Annotated in this window: 11 protein-coding genes; 8 read left to right on the top strand and 3 right to left on the bottom strand. The window is 38.7% G+C overall.

Annotated features, from left to right (window positions below; all coding sequences use genetic code 11):
- Positions 1 to 203: 203 nt before the first annotated feature.
- The 7 genes from hepA (at position 204) to RIV7116_RS20490 (ending at position 9,693) form a co-directional block, all read left to right on the top strand.
- The gene (gene hepA / locus RIV7116_RS20520) at positions 204 to 2,045 is read left to right on the top strand and encodes a heterocyst formation ABC transporter subunit HepA (RefSeq protein ID WP_015120230.1); all 1,842 of its coding nucleotides are present in this window, start codon (positions 204 to 206) and stop codon (positions 2,043 to 2,045) included.
- A gap of 998 nt (positions 2,046 to 3,043) precedes the next feature.
- Complete coding sequence (locus tag RIV7116_RS20515) at positions 3,044 to 4,078, top strand: glycosyltransferase (RefSeq protein ID WP_015120229.1); 1,035 nt, start codon at positions 3,044 to 3,046, stop codon at positions 4,076 to 4,078.
- Between the two features lie 10 nt (positions 4,079 to 4,088).
- A complete protein-coding gene (locus RIV7116_RS20510) occupies positions 4,089 to 5,054 on the top strand; it encodes a glycosyltransferase family 2 protein (RefSeq protein ID WP_015120228.1) in 966 nt (321 codons plus the stop codon).
- Positions 5,055 to 5,130: 76 nt separating this feature from the next.
- Positions 5,131 to 6,042: a glycosyltransferase family 2 protein gene (locus tag RIV7116_RS20505; RefSeq protein WP_015120227.1), complete on the top strand. Its 912-nt coding sequence runs from the start codon at positions 5,131 to 5,133 to the stop codon at positions 6,040 to 6,042.
- A 47-nt stretch (positions 6,043 to 6,089) separates the two neighbouring features.
- Complete coding sequence (locus RIV7116_RS20500; RefSeq protein WP_015120226.1) at positions 6,090 to 7,238, top strand: glycosyltransferase family 4 protein; 1,149 nt, start codon at positions 6,090 to 6,092, stop codon at positions 7,236 to 7,238.
- Complete coding sequence (locus RIV7116_RS20495; RefSeq protein ID WP_015120225.1) at positions 7,238 to 8,164, top strand: glycosyltransferase family 2 protein; 927 nt, start codon at positions 7,238 to 7,240, stop codon at positions 8,162 to 8,164. The genes RIV7116_RS20500 and RIV7116_RS20495 overlap by 1 nt, the downstream gene beginning before the upstream one ends.
- 110 nt (positions 8,165 to 8,274) lie before the next feature.
- Positions 8,275 to 9,693: an O-antigen ligase family protein gene (locus tag RIV7116_RS20490; RefSeq protein WP_015120224.1), complete on the top strand. Its 1,419-nt coding sequence runs from the start codon at positions 8,275 to 8,277 to the stop codon at positions 9,691 to 9,693.
- Positions 9,694 to 9,803: 110 nt separating this feature from the next.
- Here the strand turns inward: RIV7116_RS20490 and RIV7116_RS20485 are convergent, their stop codons facing one another.
- Both RIV7116_RS20485 and RIV7116_RS20480 read right to left on the bottom strand, forming a co-directional pair.
- Positions 9,804 to 10,745, bottom strand: coding sequence for an N-acetylmuramoyl-L-alanine amidase (locus tag RIV7116_RS20485; RefSeq protein WP_015120223.1), 942 nt, complete (start codon positions 10,743 to 10,745; stop codon positions 9,804 to 9,806).
- Between the two features lie 324 nt (positions 10,746 to 11,069).
- Positions 11,070 to 12,191 carry a VWD domain-containing protein gene (locus tag RIV7116_RS20480; protein WP_015120222.1) on the bottom strand — a complete coding sequence of 374 codons (1,122 nt, stop codon included), beginning with the start codon at positions 12,189 to 12,191 and terminating at the stop codon, positions 11,070 to 11,072.
- Positions 12,192 to 12,421: 230 nt separating this feature from the next.
- On the opposite strand from RIV7116_RS20480, the gene bchH reads away from it, so the two are divergent.
- Positions 12,422 to 16,219 (top strand): magnesium chelatase subunit H, encoded by a 3,798-nt coding sequence (gene bchH, locus RIV7116_RS20475; RefSeq protein ID WP_015120221.1) that lies wholly within the window; start codon positions 12,422 to 12,424, stop codon positions 16,217 to 16,219.
- Between the two features lie 73 nt (positions 16,220 to 16,292).
- Here bchH and RIV7116_RS20470 read toward each other — a convergent pair whose 3' ends face one another.
- Complete coding sequence (locus RIV7116_RS20470; RefSeq protein WP_015120220.1) at positions 16,293 to 17,528, bottom strand: ABC transporter substrate-binding protein; 1,236 nt, start codon at positions 17,526 to 17,528, stop codon at positions 16,293 to 16,295.
- Positions 17,529 to 18,076: the final 548 nt, after the last annotated feature.

Genomic DNA, 18,076 nt, shown 5'->3' with positions numbered 1-18,076 from the left:
AATTTGAACTGCCAGCACTTTCAAGAGCTATATTTACCTCTGGTGTTGGCACTACCGCCGCAATAGTTTAATTACAAAACACCTACTATTAGAATAGCTGGCTATATCAGGGCAATTTATTAAATAAACAAGAATAGAAACAAAAAACACTACCCAAAATAAATGCTTAGTTTTCTCTGACTCAAATAATTAAAAAAATATATATGCATTCAAAAATATATCAGCCATTAGGCAATTTGCTCAAAGCTACTAAATTTTGGCGAAACAACTATTTGGTACTGCGAGAATTTAAATATTTTCGCAAAGTTACCGTCTTTGCTTTGGTTTTTTCGATATTAGCAGCTGCTTTTGAAGGCTTTAGTATTGGTTTTCTACTTACTTTTTTACAAAGTATGACAGCTGGAGCCGATGCAGAACCCATACAGACTGGTATTGCTTGGTTTGATATCTGGATATTGGGAATTAAAGCTTCTGCAACAAGTCGCTTATATAGAATATCAATACTGATTCTATTGAGTACTTGGCTGCGTTCTGCATTCAATTACTTCAGTGCAATCTATACAGAATCGGCACAGCTGCATCTCGCAGACCGTTTGCGTAAACGGATGTTTGAACATTTACAAGCATTACCACTGAGCTATTTTGTTAAAACTCGTTCTGGGGAACTTATAAATACAATTACCACCGAAATTGAAAGGTTGAAGCAAGGGTTCGGTGGTGCTGCCTTTGTAATCACTAGAGGAATGGCAGTTACGGTTTATTTTCTCTCGATGTTTTTGATATCGTGGGAACTTTCATTGATTTCTATGTTGCTGTTTATACTGCTCGGTGTTGGACTTTCGACGCTTAATGCTCGCGTTAGAGAATCAAGCTTTGGAATTTCTAACGCGAACGGACTTTTTCATTCAACAGCCACAGAGTTTATTAACGGTATTCGGACAGTTCATGCATCGGGTACGCAAGATTTTGAGCGCCAGCGTTTTTATAACGTTAGCAGTAATTTACTTAATGCTTCCATAAAAGTTGCCAGAGCTTGGACTTTGGTTAAACCAATAGCAGAAGCTATTGCGACTACCGTTCTGATCGGTTTAATTATTCTTTCGTTTGCCAAGTTTACTTTACCAGTAGCGTCTTTACTAACATTCTTCTTTGTTCTGATTCGTGTTGTACCAGCAATTCAGGATATTAATGGCACAATAGCCTTTCTCAGTACTTTGAACGGTTCTTTAGATAATGTGAAGAATTTGTTAGAAAGCAATCATCAAGCTTACTTTCAAAATGGTTCCGTCGAGTTTAAGCATTTAAAGCGCTCTGTTGACATAGTATCTGTTGATTTTGGATACGAACCAAGTAATTTAGTGCTGCATAACATCACCCTTACTATTGAGAAAGGAAAAACAACTGCTTTGGTGGGAGCATCAGGGGCTGGGAAAACGACTTTAGCAGATTTGATTCCTCGGTTTTACGATCCAACACAAGGACATATTTATGTTGATGGAGTCGATTTGAAAGAGCTTGATGTTTATTCGCTGCGAAAAAACATGGCTGTAGTCAGTCAAGATACCTTTATCTTTAATACATCAGTTTGGAATAACATTGCTTACGGTACCCTCAATGCAACTGAAGCAGAAATTAAAGAAGCTGCTCGCCTTGCAAATGCCTTAGAATTCATCGAAGATATGCCTCAAGGTTTCGATACTCAACTTGGCGATCGCGGAGTTAGATTATCGGGGGGGCAGAGGCAGCGAATAGCTATAGCGCGTGCATTACTTCGCGATCCTCAGATTTTGATTTTGGATGAAGCCACTAGTGCTTTGGATTCTGTATCCGAACGTTTAATTCAGGAGTCTTTAGAAAAACTATCTGTAGGTAGAACAGTTATTGCTATTGCTCATAGACTTTCTACAATTGCTAAAGCTGATAAAGTAGTTGTGCTGGAGGGAGGATATATTGTAGAGCAAGGAAAATATCAAGACTTATTACAGCAACGGGGTAAGTTATGGAAATATCACCAAATACAGAATGAAGTTGGGCAAACAAGTTAAGAAGTTAAGCCCTGGCGATTGTTATCTTTATAAATATGATTTTTTAGGCTTGTCGGCGGCAAGCCTTGTTTTTACTTATAAAATTTTTAGATTCTTTAATAAATTACAAAATATATTACGAACGGTAAAATTTCGATAGTTCTAAACTATATAACAAGGAATGGCGTTGCTGAATTGAAGTATGAATTTATGTTTCTGGTTTTAGTAAAGCCGCCTAAATCCCCCAAAATTGGGGGAATTTAAATTATCTTTCTCCCCCAGAATTGGGGGTTGGGGGGCAAAATCAGATTTGTAATCAGCAACACCCAAGGAATTAACTAGAACAGGTATTAATTGTTCAGAAAACCTGCGATTCGCAAGGTTCAATTTAGATTACACAAAAGGGTATTGTCATCATTTAGTTTGACAGTATATAATTCTGATTGCTTTGTTGCAATAATTGCCATAAGCCTATATTTAGCTGCTTTGCGAAGAAAAATTACGAAGTAGCCATTTATAGGTTTTTAACATTTATATGAATTATGACATTGCTATATCGTTAACTAGAAAAATATGTTGTGATTTTATGACTTAAGTTAATATCAACGATGATACTTTATTGCTTTGATTTCGGCTAGATATTTGTAATTACCGAACCCTAACTTAAAGCTTTCATAAAGAAGATTATCTATAAGATTTTAATTCCAAAAAATCATGCAAAACCTCTCGCCTAAGATATAGATATTTTGATATAACCTATTGAAAAGATACACACAGCAGTTATCTACAAATAACTTTTCTTGGCGTTAAAAAAAAATAAGTAGCAAATATTGCTCATAAATAGCAAAGTACTTAGTTTAGCTGAAAATATAGTTATTCATATTTCTAAATTTCTATTGCAATAGATAATCGGGAACAACCGCGAATTGATTGTGGTTATAACTAGCTAAACATAAATAACATCTAGAAAATATAATACCTGCTTTACGTAGAAATAAATCGTTTATAACGTAGGAGCTATGAATCGTTTACATCCTTATCGTCCAAGCATTTTACCGGTTGAACAAGACGTAAAACGTCCGCTGTGGTCTGTAATGATTCCAACCTATAACTGTGCTGAATATCTACGGTATACATTGAAGAGTGTATTGGCACAAGATCCAGGTGCGGACAAGATGCAAATCGTAGTTGTTGATAATAACTCTACAGAAGACAATCCGGCTACAGTTGTAGAAGAATTAGGCGCTGGTCGTGTAGAATTTTACCAGCAGTCAAGTAATGTAGGCTTGATGAATAATTTTCAAACCTGCTTTGAATTGTCGCGGGGAAAGTTGATTCATCTACTCTGTAGTGACGATTCTGTTAGAGAGGGATTTTATGAAAAAATGGCGCAGCCTTTCGAGAAACACCCAGAAGTTGGCGCTGCTTTTTGTCGCAGTATCTTGATTGATAAACACAATCAGTGGAAAGGTTTATCGGATTTTGAAATGCCTCATAGCGGTATTTTACCTAAAAGCTGGCTGCATAGAATTGCCGAACTTTGCTGTATTTCCGTACCTTCGGTGGCAGTAGTACGACGTGAAGTTTATGAAAACTTGGGAGGATTCGATAGACGCTGCGGTATCAGTGCGGATTGGGAGATGTGGGTGAGAATATTTGCCCATTATCCAATGTGGTTTGAAGCTGAACCTTTGGCTATGTGGCGAGTGCATTTACAATCTGCTAACAACGTTAATGCTAAAAGTGATGTTTTTATTCAGGAAAATTATAATACCGTAGAAACTATTTTGAAATCTTATTTTTCTGAAACAGAAGCAAATAAAAAGCTGGCTCAAACAGCGAAACAAAATTGTGCGTTTCTGGCTTTAGAATCGGCAGATTCTTTAATCAAAAAAGGCGATATACCTAGAGGGGTGCTGCAAATAAAAACGGCGTTAAGTTATAGCAAATCTCCGAAAGTAGTAAGGTCAGCAAGTCGGATAATTTTGTGGAATAGAACGATTAGCATTCTGAGAAAAATGGTAAAATCTGGCGGATATCGGACAACTCTCTAGATGTAAATATATGGCACAAATAAATCAACCTTTAGTTAGTATTATAACTCCTACTTATAATCGTCCCGAATATTTGAAAGTAGCGCTAACAAGTGCTGTTAGACAAACATATCAAAATATTGAAGTTATTGTTTCCGATAATTGCAGTCCTCAGAATCCCGAGTCAATCATTGAGTCTTTTGAAGATTCAAGAATTCGCTTCTTTCGCAATCAAAGCAATTTGGGAATGTTTGCGAATACGATGAATGCTTTTAAAAAGGCGCGTGGTAAATATGTTGCTTGTCTGCTAGATGATGATATATGGGAAGAAGACTTTTTAGCTAAACTCGTACCTGCATTGGAAAAGAATGCTGATTTAGCTTTGGCTTTTTGCGACCATTATGTGGTTAAAGCAGACGGTGCGATTGATGTGGCTGCAACTCAAAAGTGTTCGGATTTTTATAAGCGCGCAAATTTAAAAGAAGGTACTTATCAACCTTTTTATAAATTGAGCTTGGTAGATAGAGCTGTTTCTAGTGCGACTGCGGCTGTAATTCGCAACGAGATTATCGATTGGGATAGCATTCCCCAAGAAGTAGGTGGTTCGTGGGATATCTATCTGAATTATTTGTGTTGCCGTTCTGGTTTGGGAGCTTATTATTATCCTGCAAAATTAACTCGATATCGGGAACACGAACAAACGGAAACCATGCAAAGTGGTAGACGCAATTTCCAAGCGAAAATCCGTAAAGCGAAAGCCGACTTGTTCTGCTACGAGCAGTTTATGGAAGACGAGCAACTACAGGAACTTTATCCTTATTTTCAAAAAAAATGGGGTGAGGTAAGTACAAATTTAGGAATCGGCTTAATGCGGGGTGAAAATTTAACAGAAGCTCGTATTCGCTTTTGGGATTCATTAAAGAGACACTTTAGCTTGCGGACAACTGTCGCACTCATATTGAGCTTTACTCCACCTAAAATTGCAGCCAAATTTTAGCTGTCATCTACTACAAAAAATATGTTTTGTAATCAATTTGTTTCCATTATTTCAAAATTAAACAAGGTATTGTCATATGCGAATCGCTGCTTGTATTACAACTAGAAATCGTTCCCAGCAACTCGATTATTGTTTGAAAGCTTTGTGGAATTCTACAGTTAAACCGCATACTGTGGTTGTTTCTGATGATTCACAAGATATTGAGGTACAGCAAGCTAATCAAGAAGTTGTTAAACGATATCCTGGTACAACTTATATTACCGGCCCCAAACGCGGTGTTTGCGCCAATCGCAATAATGCGGTAAACGCAACTTCGGCTTTAGAAACAGACTTTGTCGCTTTTGTTGATGATGATATTTGTGTCGAACCTAATTTTATTGCGAATGCAGTAAATAGATATTCTCAGATACCAAGCGACCAAAGAAAATATACTATTCTTACCGGTGCTAGTACTGGTACTCAAGGAGAAAGACTGCTACCTTCTAAACTTTCTTTCCGAGGATACTTTTGCGCTACCGAAGGTACCCCGGAAACTGTAGTAATTCATGCTGCATTATTTCCGAGACAGTTTTTCTCTCAAGAGCAGTGGGATGAAGACATCTTTTTTGGTTATGAAGATGCAGAACTTTGCTTGCGAGCGATTAAGCACGGTTACAAAATCGTATCTTGCCCCGAGTTACAGGTAAATATAAAAAGTACCGAGAGCGTGCTTGATGCACCTGGTATCGGCAGAGTGAGTAATTATGAATTGCATATAGAAGCAGCTAGGCTTTATATAGGTATTAAAAGGTATAAAAACTTGTTCCCCAATCCGATGAAGCTGCTTGCATTTTTAGCGATATATTTCGTTCATATGAGTGGATATTTACTAAAGCGAGGAGCTATCCAAGCTTGGCCGGAAATTATTCGTCGTTCTCGCATTAATCTATTGTGGCAGCAGAAAAATATTGCTCCCACAGAAGCAGTTTCTTCTGCAATGATTTCTTAATTTTGTTTTTTAAATATATCTTAATTTTATAGCAGGCTGATAGTATCGTGAAGCTTTGCATTGTTAGTCACAGTTTGGTTAAAGGTGATGGTCAGGGAAGGGTTAACTATGAAGTTGCTTGCGAAGCAATTCGTCGCGGGCATCATGTAACCGTATTAGCAAGTGAAATTGCTCCAGATTTAGAAAAACATCATCATATTAATTGGGTTCCCATTTCTGTAAAAGGTTTATCAACAGAATTGATCCGGAACATCATGTTTGCTTTTAAAAGCACGAATTGGCTGAAAAAACATCATAATCAATGCGACATAATTAAAGCAAATGGTGCTATCACCTGGGCAAATTCAGATGTAAATGCAGTACATTTTGTTCATAATTCTTGGTTAAAGTTTTCGACCTTAGAAGCTACGCCTTCTGCCAACATAATTACTCTTAATCCGCGTATTTATTTATATAAATTTTATCAGTGGCTATATACGAAGCTCAACGCACGTTGGGAAAAACAAGCTTTCGACAACACAAAAACAGTAGTTGCAGTTTCCGATAAAGTAGCTGAAGATTTACGAGAAATCGGCGTGCCCGAACAAGCAATTCGAGTAATTATTAATGGGGTAGATATCGAAGAATTTTCACCGGAAAATCCAGGCGATCGCCAAACATGGGATTTACCTGATGGCGTTCCCTTAGCAATGTTTGCTGGAGACATCAGAATAGCGCGCAAAAATTTAGATACGGTGCTAAAGGCATTAGTAGAGGTTCCGAATTTGCATTTAGCAGTGGTAGGTGTAACTGATGGTAGTCCCTATCCACAATTAGCTAAATCTTTGGGTTTAAGCGACAGAGTGCATTTTCTAGGATTTCGACGAGATATTCCGGCTTTAATGAAAGTTGTCGATTTCTTCGTATTTCCTTCACGCTACGAGCCTTTCGGTTTGGTAGTTATAGAAGCAATGGCGACAGGACTACCTGTAATTACCGCAAGCTGTACCGGCTCTGCTCCCTTGATTACTCCAGAAGCTGGAATAGTACTGCCAGATCCAGACGATAGAAGCGCTTTAGCAGCAGCGATGCAAAAATTAAGCGAAAACCCAGATTTAAGAACTAAAATGGGCGGCACTGCTAGAGAAATTGCTTTACAACATACCTGGAAGGAAATGGCACAAAAATATGTCGATTTATTTGAGGAGATGAAGTAATGTCTATCGCGGTTATTATACCAACTTACCGACGCAGCCAGGACTTGGCTCGCTGCTTAAAAGCGTTGCAAAATCAAACTCGACTGGCTGATGAGGTCATAGTGGTAGTCCGCGATACGGATACTGAAACTTGGTCATTTCTGAAAGCCTTTGACTGCAAAAACTTAGCATTACGTACTACCACAGTAACTATAACCGGAGTGGTTGCAGCCATGAATGTTGGGCTTGATGCAGCCGATTCAGATATTGTTGCTTTTACAGATGATGATGCAGCAGCTCATCCCGATTGGTTGGCACGTCTGGAAAGTCATTATCTTGCAGACGAGCTTGTCGGTGGAGTTGGCGGAAGGGATTGGGTTTATCACGGTACGGATTTAGAAGATGGGAATTCGGGAAAGGTAGGTCAAGTTAGTTGGTTTGGTAGAGTCATCGGCAACCATCATATAGGTGCTGGTGAAGCGCGGGAAGTTGACGTACTCAAAGGAGTAAACATGAGCTTTCGACGCGCTGCTATCCAAGGCTGGCACTTTGACGAACGCATGAAAGGTACCGGCGCTCAAGTTCATTTTGAATTAGCTTTTTCTCTAAAATTAAAGCGGGCTGGTTGGAAGTTAATTTACGATCCCCAAGTAGCGGTTAACCATTATCCAGCAAAGCGTTTTGATGAAGATCGTCGCAATAGTTTTAATCAAACTGCCTTTGCAAATGCCGTACACAACGAAACTGTAGCTTTATTAGAATACTTTTCACCATTTCAAAAACTAGCATTTTTATTCTGGGCTGTAGCAGTAGGAACCCGCGAAGCAATGGGTTTCATTCAATGGTTGAGATTTCTTCCCTCCGAAGGTTTGTTAGCCGGTAAAAAGCTACTCGCATCTTGGTATGGACGCTGGCAAGGGGTGCAGACAGTTATCAGTGAGCAGTGAGCAGTTATCAACAAAAATGGGGAGACAAGGAGATTACTAATTAGCAATGCCCAATTACCAATTACCAATTACCAATCCCCTAATTCAGAAAAGCAGTGAACCATATACAAATGAATCCCGATAAGACTGGTAATAAAAGATTTTCCTTTGGTTTAGAACCACCTTTAGGTTGGACGGCAATACTCGCATTTGTATTTTTTACCGCAGTATGTATATTTTCGGGTGCTACAGCAATTCTGCGAAATGGCTATATAGCGCTTTCGCTTGCAGTAGGTCTTTTTCTATATATACGATATCCTATTTTATACATTGGCTTTACCTGGTGGCTGTGGTTTGTTACGCCATTTATAACTCGTATAGTTGACTGGAAAAGTGGTTTTGACCCCAGCCGGTTGATGCTTGTATCGCAATACTTGGTAACTTTATTAACTTTACATACTGCTTTAATATATCTTCCCAAATCCTTAAAACAAGGTGGTTTACCTTTTGTGATGGCGTTTTTGGGGGTTTTCTATGGTGGGTTAATCGGACTGATTAAAACTTCAGCATTTACTGCGGCTAGGGGACTTTTTGACTGGCTACCTCCGATTGCTTTTGCTTTCTTTTTGTTTATCAAATGGCGAGAATATCCTCAGTATCGACAGGTACTTCAGCGCACCTTTATTTGGGGTGCGTTAGTAATGGGGGCTTATGGTGTTTGGCAGTTTATAGTAGCTCCTGATTGGGATGTATTTTGGCTGGTAGAAACCGAACTTAAAAGTATGGGCGATCCAGAGCCTTTGGGATTGCGCGTCTGGAGTACAATGGCTTCTCCCGCACCTTTCGCGGGTGTAATGCTAGCAGGTTTGTTGCTGTTACTTACTCACAGTCACTATTTAAATATTCCTGCGACTGCTGCGGGTTATTTGTCATTTTTGCTGACATCAGTACGTACTTTGTGGGGTGCTTGGTTGGTAGGATTGGTGACTTTGTTTGGTTCCCTCAAAGCACGCTCTCAAATGCGGTTGATGGTGGTTGTTTTCATGATGGTGCTTTGTATTGCTCCTTTAACAACTATTGAGCCATTTTCTGACACGATTACGAATCGCTTTGAAACTTTTACCGAATTAGACAAAGACGATAGCGCTCAGGTTAGACAAAAAATTTACGAAGAAGGTTTGAATAAAGCTCTTACTAATGGTTTGGGAAACGGGGTAGGAAATACGTTTACTGTTAACGAACAAGGAGTTTTGGAGCCAATTGTAATTGACAGTGGATTTCTAGATACTTTTTTCACATTAGGTTGGTTTGGAGCAGTATTTTATTTAGGTGGAATGCTGCTGCTGGTTTATCAGGTATTTCAATTCACTGAATCTCGTTTTGATTCTTTTATGGCTGCTTCGCGGGGTATTGGTATCGCGATGATTTCGACTTTGGCTGGTAATAGCGGCATGTTGGGAGTTGCTGGTATGGTGCTGTGGGGTTTCTTAGCTATGGCTTTAGCTGGACATAATTACCACGTACACGAGCAGAATCGGTTTCGGGGTTAGGAGTTTTGTAGGTTGGGTTAAAGGGGCAGGAGTTTTAGACAGAAAAAATCATTGAATTGAATTGATGTCTTTAAACTTATATTTATAAATTATCGCTCTTAAATTTCACACTACTCAACTAATTTCCGCCAAGTCAAATTACCTACAATTCCATCAGCATACAAACCATTTGCTCTTTGAAATTGTTGAATTGCAGCTTCTGTAAATAATCCATAGATACCGTCAGGTTCTGCACCTACACGGTATTGCAAATATTTCATAACTATACCACCAGCATGATTTTTTCTCATTACTGGCTTAGCTAAAACTTGATTGATTGCTCCCCATGTAGTATCACCAGCAATACCTGTTTGTTGAATATCAACTATTTCTTGAAAGTTCTTGATTGCTGATATTGTTGCTTGTCCAATTACGTTGTCTTCATCTAAAGGTTTACCGCTGTAATCTGTCATTCTTAAACGGTTTAAAGCTTTTTGCAATCTGATTACAGAAACATCGGGGTTTGATGTTTCATCGGGTACGGAAATAACGGGAGAAGAAGGTAATTTACCAGTTAATCCTTTAACAATAGCATTTGCCATTGATTCTGAATTAAACAATTTCATATCTTTTGCTGAATCAATAAAGCAGCATTCAACCAAAATTGCAGGCATATTTGTATTTTTCATCACAAATAAATGAGAGCCATTTTTGACACCGCGATTAAAAAATCCCATTTTCAGAATTTCATCTAATACCGGCTTGGCAATTTTTTTACCAGTGTCGCTTGCAGCAAATACTTCTGTTCCGTTCGCAAATCCGTTAAAGGCGTTAAAATGTATGGAAACAAAAATATCAACTTTGCTGCTATTTGCTTTTGCACATCTTTGACGCAGTGAGTCGCCGACACTATCAGATTTCGCTGGTTTACAATTTATAACTTGGTATCCTAAATCTTTTAATTTACCAATTACTCTATTTCCGACATCCAAAGTTAAATTATCTTCGTATTTAATTCCGTTTGCTCCGGTGTCGGGAGGAGAGTTATGTCCAATATCTATACCAAATCTCATATAGTTACCTCAAATATTAAACATTACTTTTAAAACACTGAATATAGAAGTTGTCAAGGTAATTGAATTACAATAATAAATATTTTTGTTTGATTGTATTGTTCAATTTGTTCTATGCTTAATTAATTTTCATTTGTTTGTGTATTTTAGAAAAATTGCCAGTATTTCTGATTTTGCTTTTAGTAAAAAATGATTTTTTATGCACTCATTAAATTAAATCTTGTCAATTCCCTTAAAATGCATTAATGAAGCCCGGTTATCATAACCGGGCTTAAACAAAATTGCATAAATAAATACAAGTTGCTTTACTATTCAGAAAATATTCTAAAACGGAAAACGAGGTAGTTTAGGAACTTTCTTGATTACATCACGAACTGGTTTTGGAACAACTTTGCGGAGTGGATTGGGAATGCCTAAGTCTTCGAGAAGATTTATCATCTCACCTGCTTTAGCCGCAGTACGAGCAAAACCGTTATATCCAGAGTAAGCAACATCAAAAATACAACCTTCCATCAATTCTGGTTGTACATTTTGTTCGCGACAGGTGGCTTGCGCTGATTGTAATTCAGATGTTGATAACCTACCCAATGTCAAATATTCCGAAGGAAAGCTGCGATTTGTAAATGTATTTGTAGATTGGTTTGGTGCATAATCAAACAGTGATTCTTCCTGACTAATACGCCAGCTATCACCAAAGTCTTTATTCAATTTCTTTAAATAAGCATTCATGCCCCTGTTAAGCGGTAATCTAACAGGAGAAACTCGGCTTACAAGATTTTTTACATCACCATAAGTTGATTTTGAAGGTAATTTCTTTCCATTACGGAAGCGTAAGTCATCTTTTGGATTTTTATTAGCATTACCCAACAAGCCTATGAATTGATTTGCTGGAGAGTTGGATACAAAAACGGAGATATCCATGTATTTAAACTTTCCGCGCTGGTATATCCTAACCGCAACTTTCTCACCAGTTGCCCACTCTACGACGTAATTATCACCGTTTTTGTAAATTTTACCGTCATCAGATAAGGATAGGAATTTACCTTCGACTTTTGCTGGTTTTCCATTAATTCGCAGAGGGGTTGAAGTATCTGAATCTGGGAAATCTTGAACGTAAAAGCCTACAAGGTTGTCTGCAAGTTTCATTGCCACCGCGCTATTCAGCGACACAGATGTGTTAAGCGGCACTTGACGTACCTGTACTTCAAATTTACAGTTTTTTGACTTAACGAGAATAAATTCTCCCACTGTCTGAAAACTATATCGATGTCCGTCGAAGGTCTTTATGTGAGGATCGCCGTAACTTTTCCCTTCTGTATTCGGTGCATTTGTTACTTGACAGCTTTCTTGAGCGTAACTGCTATCAAATGTCGGAAATATTAGCAAAATCGCGATCGCACTAATAATTAAAATACTCAGGAAACGCGATATTGATTTTATTCTCATTAAACGATGAACTCTAATACATTACTTCTTACCCGTTTTAACTTCTTATAGTTACTTAAACAAAGTCTAGGAATTATTGATACATTTTTATCTATATCTACCAAAATTAGTAAGTGTATTTACTTGTGCAGCAATGCAAATAATTTGTCTTTGAGCAGTTATCAAACAGCATTACTTGAGTCTCTAACTTCGCTAAAGTTGTAGAATGAAGCATTCTATGGTTTTGGGATATGAAGCGTATCGTCTTGATTGCAGGGTTTGAATCTTTCAACGCTGGTTTGTACCGCCAAGCTGCTGATATGGCTGTATCTCGCTGTAGTGATTTGGATATTCGGGTGTTTAGCGATCGCGATATCAACAGCAAACAAGTTGAGGTTGAAACTGCACTTCAAGGCGCTGATGTGTTTTTTGGTAGTTTGCTATTCGACTACGATCAAGTTTTATGGTTAAGGGAACGAGTCAGCGATATTCCCATTCGCTTGGTGTTTGAGTCAGCTTTGGAGTTGATGAGTTGCAACAAAATCGGGGATTTTGCAATTGGTGATAAACCCAAGGGAATGCCCAAGCCTGTAAAATTTATCTTGGATAAGTTTGGAAACGGGCGCGAAGAAGATAAACTTGCTGGCTATATTAGCTTCTTAAAAATTGGTCCCAAACTATTAAAATTTGTACCGGTACAAAAGGTTCAAGATTTACGCAACTGGTTAATTATCTATGGTTATTGGAATGCTGGTGGTTCCGAAAATGTCGCTTCATTGTTTTGGACGCTAGCAGAAAAATATTTAGATTTAAAAGTCGGCAATATTCCCGCACCTTTAGAAACTCCGAATATGGGATTGCTTCATCCCGATTACGACGGTTATTTTGAATCTCCGCAGGAATATTTGGCATGGTACGAGAAACGGAAGATCCCCCCTAGCCCCCCTTATGAAAGGGGGGAAGAAAACGCCGATGGTTTAGAAATTACTGCTTATAAACAAGAACATTTAAGCCCCCCTTCTCAAGGGGGTTTGGGGGAATCTGAAACTCGAAATAAAGTAATCGGAATTCTTTTATATAGAAAACACGTAATTACAAAACAACCATACATCCCCCAATTAATCAAACGCTTTGAAGAAGCTGGTTTAATTCCCTTACCGATATTCATCAATGGTGTGGAAGGACATGTCGCAGTACGCGATTGGATGACTACGGATTACGAAACTCAGCAACGCGAACAAGGTAATAAGATAACTCTTTCTCTTTCCCCAGAAGCGGCAAAAGTTGATGCAATTGTTTCTACTATCGGATTTCCTTTGGTGGGTGGCCCCGCAGGCTCTATGGAAGCGGGAAGACAGGTAGATATTGCCAAGGGAATTCTGGCAGCTAAAAATGTACCTTATATTGTTGCCGCACCTTTGTTGATTCAAGATATTCATTCCTGGACTCGTCAGGGTATTGGCGGATTACAAAGCGTCGTTTTATACGCACTGCCGGAACTTGATGGAGCAATTGACACGGTTCCCCTCGGTGGTTTGGTTGGGGAAGATATTTATTTGGTTCCGGAAAGGGTACAAAGGTTAATTGGCAGGGTGAAAAGTTGGGTAAATCTCCGACAAAAACCTGCCTCGGAGCGCAAAATTGCCGTTATTCTTTACGGTTTTCCACCGGGATACGGTGCGACGGGTACTGCTGCTTTATTAAATGTACCGCGCAGTTTGCTGAACTTTTTGCAAGGTTTGAAGCAACAAGGTTACGACGTTGGGGAATTACCAGAAGATGGGGAGGAGTTGATTCGTTTGGTGAAGGAAGCAGATGAATCCTACTCCGAAAATAATGTAGAGATGTTGAATTTAACGTCTCAAAATACTGTAAATGTCAGGAAGTTGGAAAAATGGCTGGGATATCTCCAAACAAGCCGTGTTGAAAAGCAGTGGAAATCGCTGACTGGTTCGGGTATCAAAACTTATGGCGATCGGTTTCATCTCGGTGGTGTTCAATTAGGTAATGTTTGGATTGGAGTTCAGCCACCGTTAGGTATTCAAGGCGACCCGATGCGGTTGATGTTTGAACGAGGTTTAACGCCGCATCCCCAATATGCTGCTTATTACAAGTGGTTGCAGAATGATTTTGCTGCCGATGCGCTGGTTCATTTTGGAATGCACGGCACTGTGGAATGGTTGCCCGGTTCGCCTTTAGGAAATACTGGTTATTCTTGGTCTGATATTTTACTTGGAGATTTGCCCAACCTATATATTTATGCTGCGAATAATCCTTCGGAATCAATTTTGGCGAAGCGTCGCGGTTATGGGGTGTTGATTTCCCATAATGTACCGCCTTACGGACGTGCGGGTTTGTATAAAGAGTTGATGGCTCTACGGGATTTAGTTGCAGAATATCGAGAAGATCCGCAGAAAAATTATGCCCTCAAAGAAGGAATTTGTAAAAAGATTATTGATAGTGGTTTGGATGCCGATTGTCCGTTTGAGGAGGCGAAGAAGCTGGGAATTGAGTTTACACCCGAAAATATCGGCATGTTTAGCCAAAATGTTTTTGATGATTACTTGGTGAAGCTGTACGAATATTTGCAGGTTTTGGAAAATCGACTGTTTTCTTCTGGGTTACATGTTTTGGGGGCAGCTCCGAATCAGGAGGAGATGCAGTCTTATTTGGATGCTTATTTTGGGGAGGAGGAAGAAGAAAATCAACCGCAGAGTTACAGAGTAAGCAGAGGGGAGGAGGAAGAGAGAATTAAAGATTTATTAAAACAAAGTACGGATGAGTTGAAGAATTTGTTACGGGGTTTGAATGGGGAATATATTCCACCAGCGCCGGGGGGAGATTTGTTACGAGATGGTGCTGGTGTGTTACCGACGGGAAGAAATATTCATGCTTTAGATCCCTACAGAATGCCTTCTCCTGCTGCTTACGAAAGGGGAAGAGAGGTTGCAAGGAAGATTATTCAGCAGCATTTACAAGAAAATGGCAGCTATCCGGAGACTGTAGCTGTGATGTTATGGGGATTGGATGCTATCAAAACTAAGGGCGAATCTTTAGGAATTTTATTGGAATTGGTAGGGGCAGAACCCGTCAAGGAAGGTACGGGAAGAATTGTTCGTTACGAGTTAAAACCTTTAGTAGAAGTTGGGCATCCCCGGATTGATGTTTTAGGAAATCTTTCGGGAATTTTCCGCGATAGTTTTGTGAATATTATTGAGTTGTTGGATGATTTGTTTCAACGTGCTGCTGATGTAGATGAGCCTGTAGATAAGAATTTTATTCGCAAGCACGCTTTGGAGTTAAAGCAAAAAGGTGTAGAGAATACTTCTGCGAGATTATTTTCTAATCCTGCTGGTGATTTTGGTTCTTTGGTAAACGATAGAGTCGTTGATAGTAATTGGGAATCTAGCGATGAGTTAGCCAATACCTGGCAAAGTCGCAATGTTTTTAGTTATGGCAGACAAGATAAAGGGCAAGCACGCCCGGAAGTGTTAAATCAACTTTTGGGAAGCACCAGTCAAATTGTCCAAGAAATTGATTCGGTAGAATACGGTTTAACCGATATTCAAGAATATTACGGAAATACTGGTGGTTTGAAGAAAGCTGCCGAAAAACAAGCTGGGAAGAAGGTGAAAGCTAGCTTTGTAGAAAGTTTTTCTAAGGATACTACCCCCCGCTATTTAGATGATTTATTGCGAATGGAATATCGTACTAAGTTGCTAAATCCCAAATGGGCTGAAGCGATGGTAAATCAAGGTAGCGGTGGTGCCTTTGAAGTCTCGCAACGCATGACAGCTTTGATTGGTTGGGGTGGTACTGCGGATTTTACTGATGAATGGGTATACGAGCAAGCAGCAGATACTTATGCTTTGGATGCCGAGATGGCGGAAAAGTTGAGGAAAGCGAATCCAGAAGCTTTTAAGAACATTGTAGGAAGAATGCTGGAAGCCCACGGAAGGGGCTTTTGGGATGCTAGCGACGAGAAGTTGCAGAAACTACGGGAGTTATATGAGTTAACCGATGAGCAATTAGAAGGAGTTACGGTTTAATTGTTCTTATATCTTGCAGCAGTAAGCAGGTAGGTGGTGCGTTACGCTCCGCGATAACTAAAAATTGCTATATTTAACCGCTTTCGCTTTCTTCACTTTCCTTATTTCTGCCATCAGGCGAGAATGCTTCACCAAGACTGGAAAATGCCTTAACTAATGCAGTTAATCCGGTAATCGCTAAAGTTGCTTTTCCGAGAATTTCTAAAATTTGATCGAATCGCGAACCTTTATCTTTATTTTCCTCGGATTCCTGTTTTGGTGAAGTTTTTGGAGTTGATTTAATTTCTTTCGATGGTATCGATTCAATCTCTTTACCATTCTCGTATTCTTTAATATATTGTTTGGCTTGGTTCAAACTGGGATTATCGAGAACTCTATCAACTGTTTTTCTCAGCCATTTAAAGTACGGTGTTTGATTTTTAATTGCGATGCCGTATTGTTGTTGCTCTAGATTGGGTAAATATATGCCAGGTTGTTGAGGATATAAAACGTAATTGTAATTTTTCAATGGTTGTCTGCTTTTTCTATATCCCGGCTCTCCTGCGACTCCCTCCTCTAAAAGAGTTCGCAATATAATCGCATCGCTAGCAAATGCTTTAACTTTACCCGCTTCTAAATCATCTAAAGCTAAATCTCTAACGTCTAATTTTTGATTAATTTGTTTCTTTCTGGGATAGGGAATGAAACTTTTATAGCTATCTTTGTTAATTCTAAACTGCTTCAAAGTTGTTGTATCTCTAAGTGCAGCTATTGGTAACGCAGAAAGCTTGTCTTTCAACTGGTTTGCAGGGGTGTTTTCTAATTCTTCTGCCGTTTCTTTGTTTAAAAGTAATTTGATACCAGTAGTATGGAAGTTTTTCCTTGAAAATTGGATCTTTCTTCTAAAAGGTTTGTTATCTCGAATGTCTTTTAATTTCAGGGAAGATCTAGAATTAGGACCACATTCAATTTCAATTTGATTTGCGATTAATCCGTCATATCTGGGATATTCTCTTCCGCGATATTGATTCGCTATATCTTTCGCTATAACTGGGATTTGTTGATTTTGCCTACTTACTTCCTGCTGCAATGTGTTCAAAAATTCTCCACAGAAGCCGCCGTAGGAACCATCTTTATTTTTACTTCCAATCGCAGAAGAGGCAGTCCGAATTCCCACACGAATCTGTTCTGGATAAATCGTTTTAGCTAGATTATTAGCTTGAGAATTAGTTTGAGAAACAGCGCGATCGCAAAAAATACAGATTGAGGATACGAGGAAAGTTACTGTTATAAATTTAAATGATTTTTTCTTGAAGTGGAGAAAAGCCATTAGGTAGAACTTCCTTATTCAAAATGATGTCACCCTTTTACTTGGTGATTCCCGATAAAAAAACCACCAAAAGCCAAAGGAAAACAGAAATAACCAAGAATATATAAATACTAAGTTCTAAGTAGTTACTCTTAAATACTTAGCACTCAGAATATTTAAACATATAATTAGTAGAATAATTCAGTATTCCTACTGCTATAATTTCATTTTCTCAAAGGTAAATAAATAGCTTCAATCGCGATCGGGTTGTTTATAAGGAATAAGAGCTTTAAAGGTTTATGTATATATTTATGTATATCTATGTGAAGCTTCTACAATCTTGCTAATTTCACTTGATATGTAGCTTGTAGTTTCGCTTAAAACACAAAAATCCGCTCTCTGCTCCTACTGCCAAAGCGCTGTAAGATTACGTCTCAAAATTCATTTTATTCTCCCCTCTCTTTCTCCTCCCCCCTCTAATTCAATAGGTAATCTTCAAACAAATTACCCAACCTGAAAGATAGTTGGATTTAATGACTTTTGCTACCAACATATGATTCCCTTCTCCA

The sequence above is a fragment of the Rivularia sp. PCC 7116 genome (assembly GCF_000316665.1).
GTDB lineage: Bacteria > Cyanobacteriota > Cyanobacteriia > Cyanobacteriales > Nostocaceae > Rivularia.
This window is presented reverse-complemented; position numbering and strand designations above follow the sequence as displayed.